The organism is Richelia sinica FACHB-800, assembly GCF_014698825.1.
Lineage (GTDB): Bacteria > Cyanobacteriota > Cyanobacteriia > Cyanobacteriales > Nostocaceae > FACHB-800.
In genome coordinates this window covers 1-18524 of sequence record NZ_JACJTT010000061.1, presented here as the reverse complement: position 1 = coordinate 18524, position 18524 = coordinate 1, and the positions used below count along the sequence as shown (strand labels likewise).

Below are 18524 nucleotides of genomic sequence, written 5' to 3'. Positions count from 1 at the left end.
GTTATGTTCATTGGCTTGAGGAGATAATGTTATGTTGACTATTTTAGGCTTTTTAGAGCTACTCTATCTAAAGATGTAAAGTTTTGTATCGACATTCAACATTTCTGGTCCTGATGGTAAACCTGGCAGTCCCACTCAAACCGAAATTTCAGGTAAAATTAACGGCTGGACTAAAAAGGGTGAAGTTGAATCTTTTAAACTTTTAGGAGAAGACAAGAAGATTTATGAAGTAATTATACCTGACAATATTTTCAATAAAATCCCCGATGCGCCTAATCCTATTTCCATACAAGGTAAAAATGTCAAAATCATTAATATTAAACCCAAAAAACAAGGAGGAATAAATCAATTAACAATTACAGAACCTAATCAGTTTATTGTACTTAAAGATGAACAATCTAATAATGTTCCTAAATCCTCTAATCTCACTTACCAAGTCAAACAAATTAATGATGGTGATACAATCGCCGTTACTGATACATCCAATCAAGAAATCAGAGTCAGATTTGCTTGTGTAGATACAGCCGAAACGCCTAAATCTGAATCAGACAATAATACTAATAACCCGACTGACAAGAATCAGTTTTCATGGGGGAATAAAGCTAAAGAACGTCTAGAATCTATTATCAAAGTTGGTGATCAGGTCAAACTAAATATTGTAGATACTGACCGTTTCGGTCGCAAGGTTGCTGAGGTACGTTTACTTGATGGGACTTTTGTACAGCAGATATTAGTCAAAGAAGGACTAGCAATGGTTTATCGTCAATATCTAAAAAACTGTGCTAGTGCCTCCATCGTAGAACAAGCTGAAGCTGAAGCTAAACAACAGCGTTTAAATATTTGGGGGGACTCACAATTTACTGCTCCTTGGGATTGGCGATCAACAAAGCGATCGCAATCGCAGAAAAAATCCTCAAACCAAATCTAAATTAAAAATATCGTAACCACCAATGTCTAAACTACCATTTACCGTTACTGCATTAGTACCCGTACTACTAATTTCACAATTACAGCAAGATACAGCATTTACAGGTCAACAACTAAATCAACAGGGGATGTTAGCGGTTAACTGGGTGCAACAATCTGGAGAATACAGGGCTTTAACTTATCAGGCATTCAATATCGCTAAACTCACTTTTGATACTGCTAAATCAAAAAACATTTCTCGTCCTGCCATTATCGTTGATATTGATGAAACAGTTCTTGATAATAGCCCCTATCAAGCAGGGTTATTAGATAGTAATAAGGGTTATGAAACTACTACCTGGAATCAATGGATTAAAGCAGAAAAAGCTAAAGCTGTACCAGGAGCAGTAGAATTTGTAAATTATGTTAATAACAATGGGGGTAAATTATTCTTTATTTCTAATCGCACTACTAAAAGTGTAAAAACTTCTAAAATCAATGATTTGGAAATATCTACTATCAATAATTTAAAAGCAGTAGGATTTACAGGAGTTAATGAAAATACTGTATTACTCAAAGGAGAGTTTACCAAAATCATTAATGGTAAAGAAGATAATTCTAAACAATGGCGAGTAGACGCTGTAAAAAATGGCAGTGCAGATAAAACAAAATATACAGTAGTTGCCTTGATTGGGGACAATCTGAATGACTTTGATGAAACCATAGGCAAGACTAATCAAGAACGACGTGATTTTACAGATAAGTATCGTCATGCTTACGGGATGTTGAATGTTAATAAAGGAATAATTGAACCTGCTTATATTGCTATACCTAATCCTATGTATGGCAACTGGGAAACAGGAATGTATAACCCCAAAGCATTTAATAAACAAAGTGCTTTTGATCTGACACCAGTCCAAAGAAACCAACAACGCCGGGAATCTTTAACTCGCTGGGTGTCTCAGTAATCAATTATGCTCTCACCAAATTCTTAGAGGAAACCATGAAAACCATTTTAAAAACCACAACATTAGCAGTGACTACAGTATTGTTACAAACAACTGAATTACTTAAATAATCAAGATAAATTATTGATTTTATTATGCTGATTATTTAGGCGTTCGCCTCCGGCGGGCGCTCCGCGCCATCGCCATTTCCAAAACACTCCCAAATTCTTAGAGGAAAACATGAACTTAAAACGATTATTATTAACCGCAGCGATAACCACCGCTTGTATTGTCAGCACCAACTTACAAGCCAAAGCCGATACATACCGTGCCGGAAAATTCACAGTTAATATCCTATACGAAGAAAGTACAGTCTATGTTGGCTGTGATGATAAAGGCCAGTGCATCAGATTAGAAGACGGTACAGGATGGCGTGATCAGGGTTATCGGGGTACTACATGGGTAAACGGGGATTATTATTACTCGGTGTCCTGGAAGGAAAACTCTAATGAAGGAATGTACTTAACCATTGTTCACAACAATAAACAAATATTACGTGAAAAAATGGTAGCAATTGCAGAAAACCTACCTAAAGTTGATTTGAAATGGGCTACCTGGTGTGATGTGGTCAATATTAAAACTGGACAGTTGGCACTGCGATTTAAACCCAACGGTAAATCTAGGGCTGGTTTAAATAATGGCAATCATGTTTTACTACATAAACAACAAGGTATCTGGGCTTATGTAACTGTGTTTAAAGGACCGAATAAAAAAGTTGAAGGGTTGCAAGGTTGGGTAAATTCTAATTATCTTACTTGCACTCAAGAACCGATTGATTAATTTTGAAGATTATTGAGGAAACCCCATGAAAAACATCTTAGTAAAGACCACAACATTAGCAGTGATTACAGTTTTGTCTTTAAGTTGGTGCAAGCAAGCATCAGCACAATTTCCTTCTGAAATACCATCTAGTAATAGAATTCGTTCAGTTAGTCAAGCTAAAAATGCAATTATTGAGAGATTAAACCCTCCGAGTTTTTGTGATACGAAAGGATGTCTTGCTCCACTATCTATTCAAATTTGTGAAATCGTAGGAAATCTTAACACACGAGTTAATGGAAAAATTATTGGTAAACCTCTAAAAAGTAAACGCCCTCTCAAAATAACATCACGAGAATTAGCTTTAATGAAGAAAATTTGGTCACAATGTAAGACTGTTAAAGCTGAAACCGTTTTTATAGGTGTTCCAGGGCAAGTAACTATTTATAGCCCATCTTGTGAATCAAGTAATCAAATTCTCAAAGAGCTAGATTTAAAAGAAAGAATGTATCGATGCAATTATTAATCAGTGGTTAAAAATTATCAGACAGGAGCTAGCTTAATGAAAGTCAGAATATTATCACAAGCACAGCGTTCGCTATTTATCTTGGGACTCAGTTTGATGACTTTAGGTGCTAACGAATTATCGGCATTAGCATCAGCACGTTCCGGCGATTCAGAATTTACTATCAAATCTAATATTCCGAGGGAAAATACTGATTTAATTATTACTTTAAAAGCAAAGAATAATAGGAAAACAAATTCAGCTTTAATATCAGCAATTAAAAATTCTGTCGGTAATCATGTACGTGATTTTTTTCACGAAATTGAATACTTTACTGCGGAGGTAGATTTAAACAATGATAAAATAAAGGAAGTTATTGTTTACACCGGTGGCCCTCACTGTGGAGCTTGGGAATGTCCAGTTTATATCTTCAAGAAAAGTGGTAGTGGATATCGTCTGATAGGGAAAACAGGTGCTGCTTCTAATGAAGCACAAATAGCTGTACTAAAAAACAGAAGCAATGGTTGGCTCAACCTGGCAACTTTACTCTATCATTCGGGAGAGATGAAATTTATTTGGAAGTTACACAAATTTGATGGTTCACAATATTACAACACCTTTGAAAATTTAACTTCTACACCATCTCAGATTATTATGCGTCCTAATCGTGGTTCTGGAATAAATCTTGCAAAACCAAATATCAAGAAAAACTAACGGCTTCCTATTCTTCAAAGAAAGTCAAAAACGCAATAGCTTCGCTCTCTTCGAGTCCCGTCAGGGATACACCGTAGGCATCGTTAATCACAATTCAGCAAATACAGTTTTGGAAGTTGTACTACATTCCGTTATTGAGGGAAAACAAGGATAAGAGTGTTCACTACACACATTGTAATTTTGTAATTTTAAATTATTGGGGAGGAATAATATGAAATGTAGTAAATCAATATTAATCATCGGTTTAGCATTAAGTACAGGATTAATGTTTGCTGATAATATTACTGATGCTCAAACAAATAATGCTCAAAAGATCAAGTCAGTTTCAGAAGTTAAAAATGATCTTCGTGAATATATTAAAATATCAAGTGATGGAACGGGATGTGCTGGACCTTGTGAAGTAACTCGTGAATTAAGTATATGTAGTTTAGTAGAAGACCTGGATATACGAGTTAGAGGAAAAATTTCTGGTATCGTTCCTAAGAGCAAACATTCATTATTGAGGATTTCTAAGTTTGATTTACAGACCATGAGATTAATTTACAAATCCTGTGAACCTGTGGCAACAGAAGATTTACCACCATATATCAAAATTGAACCAGGTTATAAGTATAAAAGGTTTAGTCCTAATACTCAAGAACTGAGAGAGATTAAAAAGAGATTAGGTTTAAAGTAAAGATAACTCTTACTCGCAACGAAATAGTGACGTAAATAGAAATTTACAATTCTTAAAAGCCAATCCGCGCTGCTTTGTGCGCTCCTAAATGACATTAACTTTCATTCTGAATAAACTATGCGATTATTTAACATTTGTTTGAGTTTAACAATCATGGGTATAACTTCATCGTTTTTTACACAGGAAGTTTATGCTCAGACATGGCATGATACCCCATGCGTATTAGGAAATAGCAAAAAATCCCAGATGTGCAAAGAAACGAAAAGTGAGGCTACTTTACAAGGAATAAAAGGATGGCTACATACATACACTTTTCCTAACGGCAAGAAGTTCTATTGGTTTTATGGCAACCAAAGTATATTGTGTAAATGGCAAGATACTTATGTCAAAGAACATGGTAAAAAATCCTGGATGGTAGTCAATCCTTATTGTGGTGATGAATGGATAGATGTTGTAACGCCTTCTGGGAGTAGATTATTTAAATTAGAACCGCCCTAATTATTCCAAAAATCACAGGAATTGCACCTAAACACAGATGTCTAACATAAAATTCATTCAGTTATTAGAGGAAACCCCAACTCACAATTTCTATGGCCACACTAATTCCTTCATTCAATAGCTGCTCAATGAGAATGACCCCTGGCGAGAGGAGGTTAGCGCAGCGCATGGAGGAAAAACTAGATGATGATTACCTGCTTTGGTACGACGTACCAGTGGGTAAAAAGCAGTTACACCCGGATTTCATAGTTTTACATCCCAGCAGGGGTTTATTTATTCTGGAGGTGAAAGATTGGAAACTGGACACCATTCAAACTGTTAATCCTTCCACATTTACCATAATTACTGATAATGGATTCAAGGAAGTTCAAAATCCGCTACAGCAAGCCAGAGACTACGCCCTAGCAGTCAACAAGATGCTAGAAAAAGACCCTGCCCTGGTGGAGCAAGAAGGAGATTATCAAGGTAAATTAATTATCCCCTATGGTTATGGTGTAGTTTTAACTAACATCACCCGCAAAGACTTTAATAATAGCGAACTCACCGCAGTTTTTGAGGAACATTTAATTATATGCAAAGATGAGATGTTACCGAGTACCGATGCAGGGGAATTTCAGCAACGACTTTGGGATTTGTCGGCATACAATTTTGGTAACAGACTCACTAGCAACCAAATAGATAGAATTCGCTGGCATATCTTCCCAGATTTACGCATCACTGCCAAACAATTATCTTTATTCGATATAGACACCACCACCGAAGAACCAGCGCAGCCGCAAATCCCTGACATTCTAAAAATCATGGACTTGCAACAGGAACAGTTAGCCCGCAGTTTAGGTGATGGACATCGGTTAATTCATGGTGTGGCGGGTTCCGGTAAAACCATGATTTTAGGTTTTCGCTGTCAGCATCTTGCACAGTTTGGTAATAAACCTATTTTGGTACTGTGCTTTAACGTCTCCCTTGCTGCCAAACTCAGACAAATGATTGTAGATAAAGGTCTGGGGCAGCGGGTGATAGTGAGACACTTTCATGGCTGGTGTATGGATCAGCTGAAAAAATACCGCATCCCTAGACCAAATCCCAAAGAATACCAAGGTGAAGCTTACATAGAAGAATTAGTGAATCGGGTCATCCTTGCGGTTGACGCTCAAACAATACCCGCCGGAACTTACGACGCGGTAATGCTAGATGAAGGCCACGACTTTAAAGCAGAGTGGTTAAAATTGGTTGCACAGATGGTCAACCCAGAAACTAACTCACTGCTTATCTTGTATGACGATGCCCAAAATCTCTACGGCGAAAAACGCGACAAGAAATTTAGCTTTAAGAGTGTAGGCATTCAGGCACAGGGGCGCACCACTATACTCAAACTCAATTACCGCAACACAGAACAGGTGTTAGGGGTAGCCTACGAATTTGCTAAGGAAGTGATGCAACCTACCACCGGAGAGGATGACCAAGTGGTATTGGTAGAACCTGCCAGTGCGGGCCGCCAGGGAGCAATGCCAGATTTAATTAAACTCCCCAGTTTTCAACAGGAAGTAAAATACTTAGCCCAGCGACTGCAACAATTACATGAACGGGGTACACCCTGGAATGACATAGCAATTATTTATCGCTTCAAATTCATGGGCGATCGCTTCTTCCAAGACTTCCAAACAATGCAGATTCCCATCGAGTGGGTGAACGCCAATAATGATAGTCGCAATTATAATCCTGCTGAAGAAAGTATAAAACTTTTAACCATGCACTCCAGCAAGGGGTTAGAGTTTCCAATAGTATGTGTTCCCGGCCTTGGCTATATGCCCAAAGAAAACCAAGAGATAGCAGACGAGGCGCGATTAATGTATGTGGCAATGACCAGGGCTATTGACCAACTAATTATTACCTGTCATCGGTCATCAGAATTTACCAACCGTGTTAAGTCAGCATTATCAAAAGTTGCAGGGTAATTTGTGCTTTGAACCCTAAGTTGGCCGAAAAATGAATCATAACCTGACCAGAAGTTTACGTAATTTCAAGGCTTTCAAACAATCAAAATCTCATGTTGTGAATCAAATAATGACCGCAAGTTTAAACGGCTTTAACTAAGTAAAAATGATAATCACGCGCGTTGGAGGTATTTGCGCGATGCACAAATACTCCCTTCTATCCTCTGTACGATAATCATTACCAAATAAATTACCCATATATGAAAACTGAACCATATATTGGCTACCTAGTTTGTGAACCATAAAGTGGCAATAACTGCCATTTTAGGTTTCAAATCACAGAAACTAACAGTTAAACAATATTCCAATCACCATACTTAATTTTTTAATTTTCAATAATTTGCTGTAAACAAGTATTTTTTTGTAAAAAATGTCTGCCATAAATTAAGTATTACTGAAATTTTGTAAGCGGAAGTGTTTTTGCCGGGTAACTATTTTACGCTTAAGTAAGGTTAATCATCCACTGAAGGATTTATGTCCCCTCGGCATCTAGAGAGACTATTGCACATTGATTTATTGCTGAGAACTACACAGCAACCAACAACTTTAACCCTTGCTAAACAGGTAGAAGTTAGTGAGCGCACTATTCGGAGCGACTTGGCTTTTCTACGCGATCGCTTCAATGCACCTTTAGAATTTAGTCGGAGTAAAGGTCATCACTACACTGACCCAGAGTGGCGACTACCTAGTATTTCTCTATCTCAAGGAGAATTATTTGCTTTGACATTGGGTGCAAGAATGTTACAAGCTTATGCTGGTTCTGCTTATATTAATGATTTACGCTCCGCAATTGTGCGATTGAGTGAAAGATTACCAAAACAGACATGGGTTGATTTGCAGCAAATAGCTGATGAAAGAATCCTTTTTACTTCTGGGGCAGAAACTTATCTCGATCCGCAAATTTGGGGTCAGTTAGTTGAGGCCTGTCATAATTCTAGGCAAGTTAGTATTCATTATTACACAGCTAGTCGCAATGCAAGTTCTAATAGAGTTATAGACCCTTATTTACTGCATATTTATAGAGGTACTAATCCTTATGTTATTGGCTTTTGTCATCAGAGACAGGCTATGCGCTGGTTTCGTGTAGATAGAATCAGGAAATTGCAACTATTAGATAGCAAGTTTATTCGAGATCCAACTTTTAATCCTAAAGAATATTTGGAGAAGATTTTTCAGGCAGAAGTCGGTAATGGAAATCCCAGACTTGTGGCCATTTGGTTTGATGCTGCTACTGCTCCCTATATACGAGAACGACGCTGGCATTCTACTCAAGAAATTAAGGAACATCCTGATGGTTCTATTACTTTGCAAATGCAGGTAACTGGTTTAAATGAGTTGAAAAGATGGGTGTTGGGGTATGGCAAAGGTGCAGTAGTAAAAGAACCACCAGAGTTGGTGGCTTTGGTGAAGGGGGAAGTTGAGGAAATGAGTAAACATTATGAACTATGAGGAGTGGAGATCATGTCAAATCATTATATAATAAGGGTTAGAGAATCTATGATGTCATTATTATTGGCGTTGATCACTGAGTTTCGATATAAATCGGGGTTCTTACTCAATCATCCTTTGATGCTCTTAAGCGATTGTGTAATGACAACCAGGTTCTCAATGTATTTAAGTTTTTGTTTATGTAGTCAAGGCTCAAATCGAGTTCCAATAAGGCTTCTCGTTTTCAATTAGGATATTTCGATGTGAGTATCTATAATATTAGGGGTGTGGGGTAAAATAAAAATAACCACTAGCAATGTAGGTTTTAGCATCATGCCTAAAAACTTCGTAAAAAAACTGGAAGCAACTTCGCACCGTCAGCTTTCTATATTCGATTTACCATACCATTATAGAAATCTAACTACTGGTGAAGTTTGTCAAAAATTAAGCATAAGTCCTTCAAAATTACATAAGCTGTGTAGTATCAAGCAATTTTGTCAGATAAATAACTACACCATACTGCATCAAGGACATAACTCTTGGGAACTCATTAAAACTTAATAGCTTATTGAATATAAAAATCAGCACAGGTTTAATAATGCTGATTCACATGACCTGTGATGCCATAAGGCGAAAAGTATTAATATTAACAAAACATGAGTGTGACTTATGAACAAAATTATTAACCTTGTATTTCCTGTACAGGGGACGAAACTTCATGCTGATCATAACCATAGACTTTTAGGGAGTATTTCAGAAAAGATTCCTCAATTACATAATCTTGAAGGATTAGCAATTAATACAATTTCAGGTATTCCAGATAAACAAGGAACAATAGCTTTAACTTCTAGTTCACGGCTTTATTTACGACTTCCTGTAGAGGCGATCGCCCTAGTTTATCCCCTAGTTGGACAAACTTTAACTATTGGAGAATATCAAATTAAATTGGGAAATCCTGAATTACAAACTCTTCAAAGTTGTGAATCATTAAAGTCCCGCTTAGTTACTATTAAAGGTTATACTGAACCTATGTCTTTTTTAGAAGCAGCTAATCGGCAGTTACAGGCTTTAGAAATTCAAGCAAATATTGGTATTCCTGCGAATGAAGAAGGAGAACCTAAGCGTTTAACCCTTAAAATCAATAAACCTGATCAAAAAAGAAGCTATACGATTGTAGGTTTTAGTGTGGTGGTTTCTGATTTAACAAAAAAAGATTCGATTAAGTTACAAATTCATGGTTTAGGAGGAAAACGCCGTTTGGGATGTGGTGTTTTTTATCCCAATATTCAAGTTAAAAAAGGTTATCAGGGAGAAAAGGATAATGCAACCGCATCTCTTAGCTAAGAGTCCGATTCCCAATCGTGATCCTTTAACTTTGGAACAGCATCTTAAAGATACTGAAAAAGCTGCTTTGGCGATATTCAAAGATAGAGTGCTTAGGAATTGGTGTCGCTTTTTTAAGGTTCAAGATTCTGAGCAATTTCTGGTACATATACGAGTTGCATCTCTATTTCATGATATCGGTAAAGCTAATGAAGAATTTGATGCTTTAATTAAAGGAAAAAAGCTGAAGCAATCTTTACGCCATGAATGGATTAGTGCCTTAATTCTTCACTTTCCTACAGTTCGTAAATGGTTAGAACCTAGTGGACTGGATTTAAAAGTAATAACTGCTGCTGTATTATGTCATCATTTACAAGCATCACCTCATGAAAGAGGCTATGTAAAACCTTTTGGGCAATCACGCACTCTTATTCAAGAAATCCAACTCTATTTAGAACATCCTCAAATAGAAGTAATTTTGGCAGAAATTGGAGAACTTGTTAATCTCAAAGGAACTCCTAAACTTCCTCATAAATGGATGAGTAAAGACAAATTGTGGCAATCAGTTTATGAAAGTGTTAGAGATGCTGCTGATGATTTGAATTACGAAATTGAGGAGAACCCTGAACGTCGTGCTTTACTATTAGCCGTTAAATCAGGTTTAATAGCTGCTGATTCAGTGGCATCAGGAATTTTTCGGGTTCAAAGTTCTGATGCTATTAATCAATGGGTGACAGAAACCTTGCACAGAGAACCAGTGACAGCAGAGGAAGTTGATAACAAAATTCTTAAACCTCGCTATCAGCAAATTGAACAAAAGACAGGTAAACCTTTTGAGCTAAAAGAATTTCAGGAAAAGGCAACTGAATTAAATTCACGTCTGCTATTACTTAGTGGGTGTGGAACAGGTAAAACCATATTTGCTTATAAATGGCAGCAAGGCATTCTCAAACATTATCAAGTTGGCCATGTAATTTTTTTATATCCTACAAGGGGAACAGCTACCGAGGGGTTTAAAGATTATGTGTCATGGTGTCCTGAGTCCGATGCGAGCTTATTAACAGGAACAGCACCTTATGAACTCAAAGCAATGTCCGAAAATCCTTCTGAATCAACAAAAGATAAAGACTTTACTACAGATGAGCGTCTTTATGCTTTGGGATTTTGGGGTAAGCGTTTCTTCTCAGCAACAGTTGATCAGTTTCTCTCATTTTTAACCCATAGTTATACAGGGTTGGTGTTGTTACCAGTTTTAGCAGATTCAGTGGTAGTGATTGATGAAGTTCACAGTTTTTCTCGCAAAATGTTTAATTCTTTAATAAGTTTTTTAGAACATTTTGATATTCCTGTTTTATGTATGACAGCAACATTATCCACATCACGAAAGAAGGCTCTAACTTTAAATTTAGAACAAAAACAGAAAGGATTAGGATTATTTGTGTTTCCAACTGAAGATAGGTCTGAGCTTAAAGAATTAGAGGAGGCAGAAAAACGAGATAGATATAAAATTCACTATTGTGATCAAAATACAGCAAATACTAAGGCTACCTCTGCTTTTCAACAAGGTAAACGGGTTCTTTGGGTGGTGAATACGGTTGATAGATGTCGTCAAAAAGCTATTGAATTAGAAGATATTTTAGGAAAGGATGCTAAAATTTTAACTTACCATAGTCGTTTCACTTTAGAACATCGAAAAAAAAGGCATCAAGAGACAGTTAATGCTTTTCAATCACAGAAAGAAAGTGTTATTGCTGTTACCACTCAAGTCTGTGAGATGTCCTTAGATTTAGATGCAGATGTCCTGATCACAGAATTAGCACCAATTTCTGCATTAGTCCAACGTTTTGGAAGGTCAAACCGTCATGGATTAATTGAATATTCTGATATCTGGATATATGAACCAGAAGATGTAAAACCTTATAACAAAGAAGAAATTAAAAGTGCCAAAGATTTTATCAATGATGTTCTAGGTATAGCTTCTCAAAAACAATTAGCTGAAAAACTTGAAAAACACTCACCTCCAGAAGTAAATATAGAGGGTTATAGTAGTTTTATTGAGGCTGGATATTGGGCAACTTCCGAACCTTTTCGAGAAACCGATGATTATTCGGTTAATGCTGTTTTAGATATTGATGCTGAAAAGTTTTTAAAACTGAGAGAAGCTAAAAATCCAGATGCCGAAGGTTATATTTTACCCATTCCGAAAAAATTAGCTCAGTTTAACACAGAAAATCGTCCAGATGAATTACCTAAATATTTAGCGATCGCAGATAGTAAACTTTATTGCGAAAAACGAGGATTTGGACAATGAAAAATCAAGATGTTATTGAACTATATTATCAATTAGCTGAACTTCCTTCCTCCCAACATCGAGCCGGACTCGCAGGATTAGTTTTAATGATTCAAGAACTATCTAAACAGGCTTGGTTTGAAGAAAGAACAGGCTCAATTATCGAGTTAAGTCATCTTGATCAATATGGAGCTAAGTTAAGCGTAAATTTGGAAGGACTAAAATCTTTATTTGATTTTACTTATCAATCATTTAAAGAAGAAAGAGGTACAGCTACAAAAATAAAAGATTATGAACGTATTGAGGAGATAGAAACAACTGATAAAAAAGGTAGAGCCACAACACAAAAAATGTACTATTATTCAGTCATTGTTCCTCAAGGTGCATTTTTATCATATTGGGATGAGTCAGACGAAGACATCAATAAAGGATTATGGATCAAACTCTGGCGTGATATGCTATGGAATATTGTTAGAGGAGTTCCTGCTACTCGCAATCCTTTTAATAACAGATGTGATGGACAAACTTACATTCAAGATTCTGAAAAAATTTGGAAAGACCTGAATCAGCCTGATAAGACAATAGGACAGTCAGGAAATTATTATTTAGGTGCAATGGCAACAACAGCAGATAATATTCCTACTCAGGATATGATTCGTTATCAATTTCTCTTACATTTTGCGCCTTTCGTTTTCCAAATTTACCGACCTTCTACGATTAATAAAGATGGTAAACGTGAATTTAGTAGCTATGCTATTGTTATTCCTGACGTAGCTGATTTAAAGCGATTTTGTCATAACTTACCCAGAGTTTTAAAAGAGAGAGATAACACAAAATTGGGATATTTACCCCGTGAATGCGTAATTGATTTAGCTGAAGAGGGTGCTTTAGATATTTTTCTTCTGCAAGATAGAATAGCTCGTAAAACAGGAGAGCAAAGCATTAGAAAATCTATTTTAGGTGCTGAAATTTTTCATGCTGAAAAGTCAGGTAACAGTATTAAATTTCAATCAATTAGTTATATCGAACCTATTTTAGAAATTACAGATCGCTATGCCCAGATCAAAGATAATTACTGGTGTCCTTGGTTTCGCAAGCAAAGATTGCTGAATTTATTAAGTTTTTATCTTAATCCTAATAACTCTGATGAAGAACCAACAGAAACTCTTCCCTGGATTGGCTTTGATGAACTTTTAAGTCGTATTCCTCGCAAATGGTTTGAAGACCCTTATTTCAGTCATGATGCTCGTCAATTATTCAATATTGAAATATTACAAAATCAAGGAGAAATTACAATGAATGCACAATCCAGCACTATTCGCAAATATGCTGAAATTGTTTATCAAGTTTGTCAATCTTATGTATTAGGAAAACTTAAATCAAAGCATGGACTAGAATGGAAAGAATATCAAGGAAATCCTAAGAAAGAAAAAGAATATCATGAGAAGAAAACTAAAATAGCTAATGAAGCTTTTTTAGCTGTGCGCTCTCGCACGGAATCCCAATCCTTCATTGATTATTTTGTTTCAACTCTTTATCCTTTTGTTAAAAAAAATGAATTTGCTCAATTCGCTGATGATTTATTTAATAAAACTGATGAAATTAGAGCATTAACCTTATTAGCTCTTTCTAGCCAGTTTTCTACTAGCAATAAAGAAGATTCTGAAGACAAAGCTGCTTAAAAAATTCTCTTCCTTTGATGCCATTAGGTGAAAATTTATTCAACAGAAATAGGAAATAATGAATCATGACTAACAATCAAACTAAGCTCAATCTTTTCGCTACTGTTCTTACCTATCCTGCTCCTGCTGGTAATTATCGTGGTGAATCTGAAGAAAATAGAACAGTTTTACAAAAAATTGTCAAACAAGGTCAAAAATATGCGGTGATCAGTCCAGAATCTATCCGCAATGCAATTAGAGAAAGTCTAATTTTACTCAAACAACCGAATAACCGTACTCGTTTACATAATGAAGATCAGTTAGCAGTTGAATTTAAAGAATATCCTAATCCTGCCAAATATGCTGATGACTTTTTATTCGGTTACATGGTAGCACAAACGAATGATGTGAAAAAGATGAGGGAACAATCTTTACCACCTAAAAGAGATAGTATTTTTCGTTGTAACATGGCAGTTGCTTTGAGTCCCTATAAATATGATGCTGTTTTTCATCAATCACCTTTGAATGCTGGTCAAAGTCCTTGGAAAAATGCCTCTACTTCTGCTTTATTGCATAGAGAAGTAACACATACAGCATTTCAATATCCTTTTGCTTTATCTCAACTAGATTGTTTAGAAAAACCAGAATGGGTAAGAGCTTTATTACAAGCGATCGCACAACTCAATGGTGTAGCAGGAGGACACGCTAGAGCATATTATGAATTTGCACCTTGTTCTGTAGTTGCACGTTTAACTCCTAAATTAGTAGCAGGTTATAAAACCTATGGATTTGAAGAGGATGGTAGTTTTCCTGAATTAAATCGGTTATGTCAACGAGATTCTTCAGGTTGCGATTTACCAGGAGATGAATTTTGGATTGGTGGTGAAATTGTGCGTCAGATGAATGAAGCTGAAATTTCTAGATTAACTAATGCGGGTGTTCACTTATTCAAAAATCCTGAACAATTATTTGATCAATTAGCAAATGAATTTTTAGGAGGTAATGCTAGTGTTTCTGCTGCTTGAAGCTCCTTTTGCCTCTTTTAGACCTTTTCAGTCTGGTTCATATCGTTCCACAACACCTGTACCATCTCCATCAACTGTTTACGGTATTTTGCTAAATTTAGCAGGGATTGAACAAAGAACTGCAACTGACAAACCTATTACTTTAATTAGGGATGATTTACCGGAAATAGAAATTGCTATTGGTGTTCCCCATTATCCCGAAAAACCTAAATCAGAAATTGCTGTTTTATCTCAACAACTTCATAATTATCCTGTCGGTGCATCAGGAAAAGAATTAGCTCAAAAAACCTATGGTAATAAATACTGGATTGCACCTGTGCGTAGAGAGGTGATTGTTAATCTAAAGCTGGTTGTGGGAGTGAAAACAGATAAATCTTTGTGCGATCGCATTGTTCAAGGACTGAATGGAGAACTCAATGAACCACGTTATGGACTTCCTTTTGCTGGAGATAATAACTTTTTATTTGATAATATTCAAGTCCTAGAAAAACCTCCTTGTACAAGATGGTATTGTCTTTTAGAAGATAATACTCGTCCCAATAGAGGAATTTGCCGACTTACAACTTGGATTAATCGAGCAGATAACACAAAAACTCAAATTCGAGTCTTTTATCCAGCAGATAATTTTGTACTGGAACCGCCGGAATCTGCTTGGTCAAAATTACCACATTAAGTTGATTTGAATAATAATATTCCTTTCTTTGTGAGAATATTCAGATCAGCATCAAACCGAACCTTGAAAATTTAATAATCTTATTTTCAACTAGGAAACGTTTCTGCCTACTTCACCAACTAGATTAATAGCAAGGTAACACACAAGTAAACATTTGTAATACCATGCAAGCTATTGATTTAGAATTAGAAGCTCTGACAAAACCAGTTTCTGAAACTGTGCGTGTTTCTGCCCTTCATGCCCTAGCTTACTGTCCGCGTTTATTTTACCTAGAAGAAGTTGAGGAACTTTACACCCAAGACGCTGCGGTATTTGCTGGACGCAGACTGCACACAGAAATCGAAAAACAGGAAGATGAGGAATGGGAGGAATTATTTCTTGAAAGTGAAGAGTTAGGTTTACGTGGGCGGCTGGATGCCCTTCGCACCCGTGATGGGCAAACTATACCCTACGAGCATAAACGTGGTCGTTGTCATCGAGATGAAAACAAACAACCTCAAGCATGGGAAAGCGACAAGTTACAAATCCTCGCTTATGCCTGTCTCCTAGAATCAGCTTTGGGAATTACGGTCAAAGAAGGTCGTATTCGTTATCATGCTGATAATGTACTGGTTCATGTACCACTGGATGATTCAGGCAGGGAAACTGTTCGCCAAGCAATCCAGCAAGCACGCACTCTGAGAAAATCAGCATACAGGCCACCAGTAACAGATAACGAGCGATTATGCACCCGTTGTTCTTTAGCTCCTGTTTGCTTACCAGAAGAAGCTAGGCTTGCCCATGATAGAGAATGGCAACCAATTCGCCTATTTCCAGAAGATGATGAACGCTTGGTAATTCATATTTTAGAACCAGGTACATTAGTGGGGAGAACGGGAGAACAAATAAAAATTGCTCGTCGTGGTCAACCTGTGGAAAACATTCCGGCTCGTCAGATAGGACAGTTGGTATTACACAGTTTTTCACAAATTTCTACTCAGGCATTACATTTTTGTGCTGACCAAGATATAGGAATACATTTTGTTTCTGGTGGTGGTCGCTATCTTGGTAGTTTTGATAACCGCAATGGCAGTATTCAACGGCGTATTCGTCAGTATGCTGCATTAATTAACCCTGATACATGTCTGGAATTAGCACGTAAACTGGTGCTTTGTCGTGGTCAAGGTCAACGCAAATTTTTAATGCGTGGCACTAGGGGAAAAACTCAAGTACCTGAGAATTTAGAGAAAGCGATGCCTTCGGCGAGCGCAGCTATCGGCCAAATGAAAGCTGTCCTCAAACAAGTTCCTCAAGCTAAATCCTTAGAGTCGCTCTTGGGACTAGAGGGAAATATTGCTGCCTTGTATTTTAGTGCTTTACCTTGCTTAATTTCTCAAGATGTAGCTAGAGAACTGCATTTTAATGGTAGAAACCGCCGTCCTCCTAAAGATAGATTCAATGCTTTACTCAGTTTTGGTTATGCTTTGGTACTCAAAGATGTAATGAATGCAATTTTGAGTGTTGGTTTAGAACCAGCATTAGGTTTTTATCATCAACCTCGTTCACAAGCTGCACCTCTAGCCTTGGATTTGTTGGAAATTTTCAGAGTACCTTTGGTTGATATGACAGTAATATCTTCAATTAATCGGGGTCAGTGGAATCCCCAAGAAGATTTTGATATTAGAGGTCAACAGGTATGGTTAAGTGAAACTGGCAAGCAAAAGTTTGTTGAACTGTATGAGCGTCGTAAACAAGAAAGTTGGAAGCATCCAGCTACAGGTTATTCCCTCACCTATCGCCGTTTATTTGAATTGGAGGTGCGACTACTAGAAAAAGAATGGAGTGGCGAAGCTGGGTTGTTTGGTCATCTAATATTACGGTGATATGTAACAATGGCAGAACACAAAAATTGTTACCTCATTTGTTACGACATCCGTAACCCAAAACGCTGGCGTAAAGCGTATAAATTACTGGAAGGCTATGGTGAAAGAATCCAATACTCAATTTTCCGGTCTTGGTTGAGTATGCGATCGCGGGAAAAGCTACGTTGGGAATTAGAGCAAATATTAACGGCTGAAGATAGTTTACTGCTGATTCGTCTTTCTAATCAGTGTGTAACTGACATACCAAAATATAATCGTCCTAATGCTTGGTCATTCCCAGAGGAAACTTACAAAATCTTGTAATGCAAGAATATCCGGTTGTTAGTTCTCAGGACACAATAAAAAACCTGGAAAGTCTTTTAGGATATCCTGTTGAGGATTTTGGGAACACAAAGAGGTGCTTGTATTTATTCTGAAAGCTAGTCATTGCAAGCGATTGATGGCAGATAATTCGCATTGAAAATCCAATTTAGGTAAAAAGTTACCGAACTTTTTGCATTCAAGGGCAAGATGCTTGTAATATGCAAACTGAATAGCTTTCTGATGTAGGTTTCAGCTAATGCCGTGAAGTAACCTATGATGCCGTGAGGCGTTGAGCACGTAAATCCGGCTTTAGGAAATTAAGTTTGGCGATTCGTGAAGTAACCTATGATGCCGTGAGGCGTTGAGCACCTTAAGGATTTTAAAGATATTGCCGATGAAAGCCGTGAAGTAACCTATGATGCCGTGAGGCGTTGAGCACAAGTTTAAAAAGGAGTAGAGTAATGGCAAGTATTGTGAAGTAACCTATGATGCCGTGAGGCGTTGAGCACTTACCTACAATCTCTTTACTCTCAGGTACTCTGCTAGTGAAGTAACCTATGATGCCGTGAGGCGTTGAGCACTATATTCTTCTGGGGTTAAGTTTGGCATTCTGTCTGGTGAAGTAACCTATGATGCCGTGAGGCGTTGAGCACAGTTTGATTAGCTCTATAGCTTTAGAAAGTGAACAGGTGAAGTAACCTATGATGCCGTGAGGCGTTGAGCACTAGTAGAATCTTTAATTTATTAGACATCTCCGAAAAAGAATGAAATTATGATATAACCAGATAAAATAGCGTATCTACCCTGGTATTATGAGCAACATAGTCGAGTATATTCATAACAATCCTGAAGAATCTCAAAGATTATTAGGACTGCATTATGAACAGTTAAAACAACTTA

General features: G+C 37.0%; 16 protein-coding genes and 1 CRISPR repeat array. All 16 genes read left to right on the top strand.

What is annotated here, in order from left to right; translation table 11 throughout:
* The first annotated feature begins 100 nt into the window (after positions 1-100).
* The 16 genes from H6G73_RS25035 to cas2 all read left to right on the top strand — a co-directional run bounded on the left by H6G73_RS25035 (position 101) and on the right by cas2 (position 17624).
* Positions 101-928, top strand: coding sequence for a thermonuclease family protein (locus tag H6G73_RS25035; protein WP_190608817.1), 828 nt, complete (start codon positions 101-103; stop codon positions 926-928).
* 22 nt (positions 929-950) lie between these two features.
* Complete coding sequence (locus H6G73_RS23350) at positions 951-1874, top strand: 5'-nucleotidase, lipoprotein e(P4) family (RefSeq protein ID WP_190608816.1); 924 nt, start codon at positions 951-953, stop codon at positions 1872-1874.
* Positions 1875-2093: 219 nt separating this feature from the next.
* Positions 2094-2693 (top strand): hypothetical protein, encoded by a 600-nt coding sequence (locus H6G73_RS23345; RefSeq protein WP_190608814.1) that lies wholly within the window; start codon positions 2094-2096, stop codon positions 2691-2693.
* Positions 2694-2718: 25 nt separating this feature from the next.
* Positions 2719-3198: a hypothetical protein gene (locus H6G73_RS23340; RefSeq protein WP_190608812.1), complete on the top strand. Its 480-nt coding sequence runs from the start codon at positions 2719-2721 to the stop codon at positions 3196-3198.
* A gap of 3 nt (positions 3199-3201) precedes the next feature.
* Positions 3202-3891: a hypothetical protein gene (locus H6G73_RS23335; protein ID WP_190608811.1), complete on the top strand. Its 690-nt coding sequence runs from the start codon at positions 3202-3204 to the stop codon at positions 3889-3891.
* A gap of 211 nt (positions 3892-4102) precedes the next feature.
* Positions 4103-4567 carry a hypothetical protein gene (locus tag H6G73_RS23330; protein ID WP_190608809.1) on the top strand — a complete coding sequence of 155 codons (465 nt, stop codon included), beginning with the start codon at positions 4103-4105 and terminating at the stop codon, positions 4565-4567.
* Positions 4568-4684: 117 nt separating this feature from the next.
* Complete coding sequence (locus tag H6G73_RS23325) at positions 4685-5065, top strand: hypothetical protein (protein ID WP_190608808.1); 381 nt, start codon at positions 4685-4687, stop codon at positions 5063-5065.
* 92 nt (positions 5066-5157) lie between these two features.
* A complete protein-coding gene (locus H6G73_RS23320; protein WP_190608806.1) occupies positions 5158-7020 on the top strand; it encodes a DEAD/DEAH box helicase in 1863 nt (620 codons plus the stop codon).
* Positions 7021-7533: 513 nt separating this feature from the next.
* A complete protein-coding gene (locus tag H6G73_RS23315; protein WP_190608804.1) occupies positions 7534-8508 on the top strand; it encodes a helix-turn-helix transcriptional regulator in 975 nt (324 codons plus the stop codon).
* A gap of 648 nt (positions 8509-9156) precedes the next feature.
* Complete coding sequence (cas6, locus tag H6G73_RS23310; protein ID WP_190608803.1) at positions 9157-9831, top strand: type I-MYXAN CRISPR-associated protein Cas6/Cmx6; 675 nt, start codon at positions 9157-9159, stop codon at positions 9829-9831.
* Entirely contained in the window at positions 9809-12121 is a 2313-nt protein-coding gene (cas3, locus tag H6G73_RS23305) for a CRISPR-associated helicase Cas3' (RefSeq protein WP_190608800.1), read from the top strand. The genes cas6 and cas3 overlap by 23 nt, the downstream gene beginning before the upstream one ends.
* Positions 12118-13782, top strand: coding sequence for a type I-MYXAN CRISPR-associated protein Cmx8 (cmx8, locus tag H6G73_RS23300; RefSeq protein ID WP_190608798.1), 1665 nt, complete (start codon positions 12118-12120; stop codon positions 13780-13782). Before cas3 ends, cmx8 begins: the two co-directional genes overlap by 4 nt.
* A gap of 65 nt (positions 13783-13847) precedes the next feature.
* Entirely contained in the window at positions 13848-14786 is a 939-nt protein-coding gene (locus H6G73_RS23295) for a type I-B CRISPR-associated protein Cas7/Cst2/DevR (protein WP_190608796.1), read from the top strand.
* Entirely contained in the window at positions 14770-15459 is a 690-nt protein-coding gene (gene cas5, locus H6G73_RS23290) for a type I-MYXAN CRISPR-associated protein Cas5/Cmx5/DevS (protein WP_390840716.1), read from the top strand. Before H6G73_RS23295 ends, cas5 begins: the two co-directional genes overlap by 17 nt.
* 164 nt (positions 15460-15623) lie before the next feature.
* On the top strand, positions 15624-17321 hold the full coding sequence (locus tag H6G73_RS23285; RefSeq protein ID WP_190608793.1) for a type I-MYXAN CRISPR-associated endonuclease Cas4/Cas1: 1698 nt from the start codon (positions 15624-15626) through the stop codon (positions 17319-17321).
* A gap of 9 nt (positions 17322-17330) precedes the next feature.
* Positions 17331-17624, top strand: coding sequence for a CRISPR-associated endonuclease Cas2 (cas2, locus tag H6G73_RS23280; protein ID WP_190608791.1), 294 nt, complete (start codon positions 17331-17333; stop codon positions 17622-17624).
* A 261-nt stretch (positions 17625-17885) separates the two neighbouring features.
* Positions 17886-18349: a CRISPR direct-repeat array (repeat unit 36 nt; unit sequence GTGAAGTAACCTATGATGCCGTGAGGCGTTGAGCAC).
* Positions 18350-18524: the final 175 nt, after the last annotated feature.

Excerpts from the sequence above, each read along its gene's own strand:
- H6G73_RS23350 (WP_190608816.1), top strand. The coding sequence starts at position 951 with ATGTCTAAACTACCATTTACCGTTACTGCATTAGTACCCGTACTACTA.
- H6G73_RS23345 (WP_190608814.1), top strand. The coding sequence starts at position 2,094 with ATGAACTTAAAACGATTATTATTAACCGCAGCGATAACCACCGCTTGT.
- H6G73_RS23340 (WP_190608812.1), top strand. The coding sequence starts at position 2,719 with ATGAAAAACATCTTAGTAAAGACCACAACATTAGCAGTGATTACAGTT.
- H6G73_RS23330 (WP_190608809.1), top strand. The coding sequence starts at position 4,103 with ATGAAATGTAGTAAATCAATATTAATCATCGGTTTAGCATTAAGTACA.
- H6G73_RS23325 (WP_190608808.1), top strand. The coding sequence starts at position 4,685 with ATGCGATTATTTAACATTTGTTTGAGTTTAACAATCATGGGTATAACT.
- H6G73_RS23320 (WP_190608806.1), top strand. The coding sequence starts at position 5,158 with ATGGCCACACTAATTCCTTCATTCAATAGCTGCTCAATGAGAATGACC.
- H6G73_RS23315 (WP_190608804.1), top strand. The coding sequence starts at position 7,534 with ATGTCCCCTCGGCATCTAGAGAGACTATTGCACATTGATTTATTGCTG.
- cas6 (WP_190608803.1), top strand. The coding sequence starts at position 9,157 with ATGAACAAAATTATTAACCTTGTATTTCCTGTACAGGGGACGAAACTT.
- cas3 (WP_190608800.1), top strand. The coding sequence starts at position 9,809 with ATGCAACCGCATCTCTTAGCTAAGAGTCCGATTCCCAATCGTGATCCT.
- cmx8 (WP_190608798.1), top strand. The coding sequence starts at position 12,118 with ATGAAAAATCAAGATGTTATTGAACTATATTATCAATTAGCTGAACTT.
- H6G73_RS23295 (WP_190608796.1), top strand. The coding sequence starts at position 13,848 with ATGACTAACAATCAAACTAAGCTCAATCTTTTCGCTACTGTTCTTACC.
- H6G73_RS23285 (WP_190608793.1), top strand. The coding sequence starts at position 15,624 with ATGCAAGCTATTGATTTAGAATTAGAAGCTCTGACAAAACCAGTTTCT.
- cas2 (WP_190608791.1), top strand. The coding sequence starts at position 17,331 with ATGGCAGAACACAAAAATTGTTACCTCATTTGTTACGACATCCGTAAC.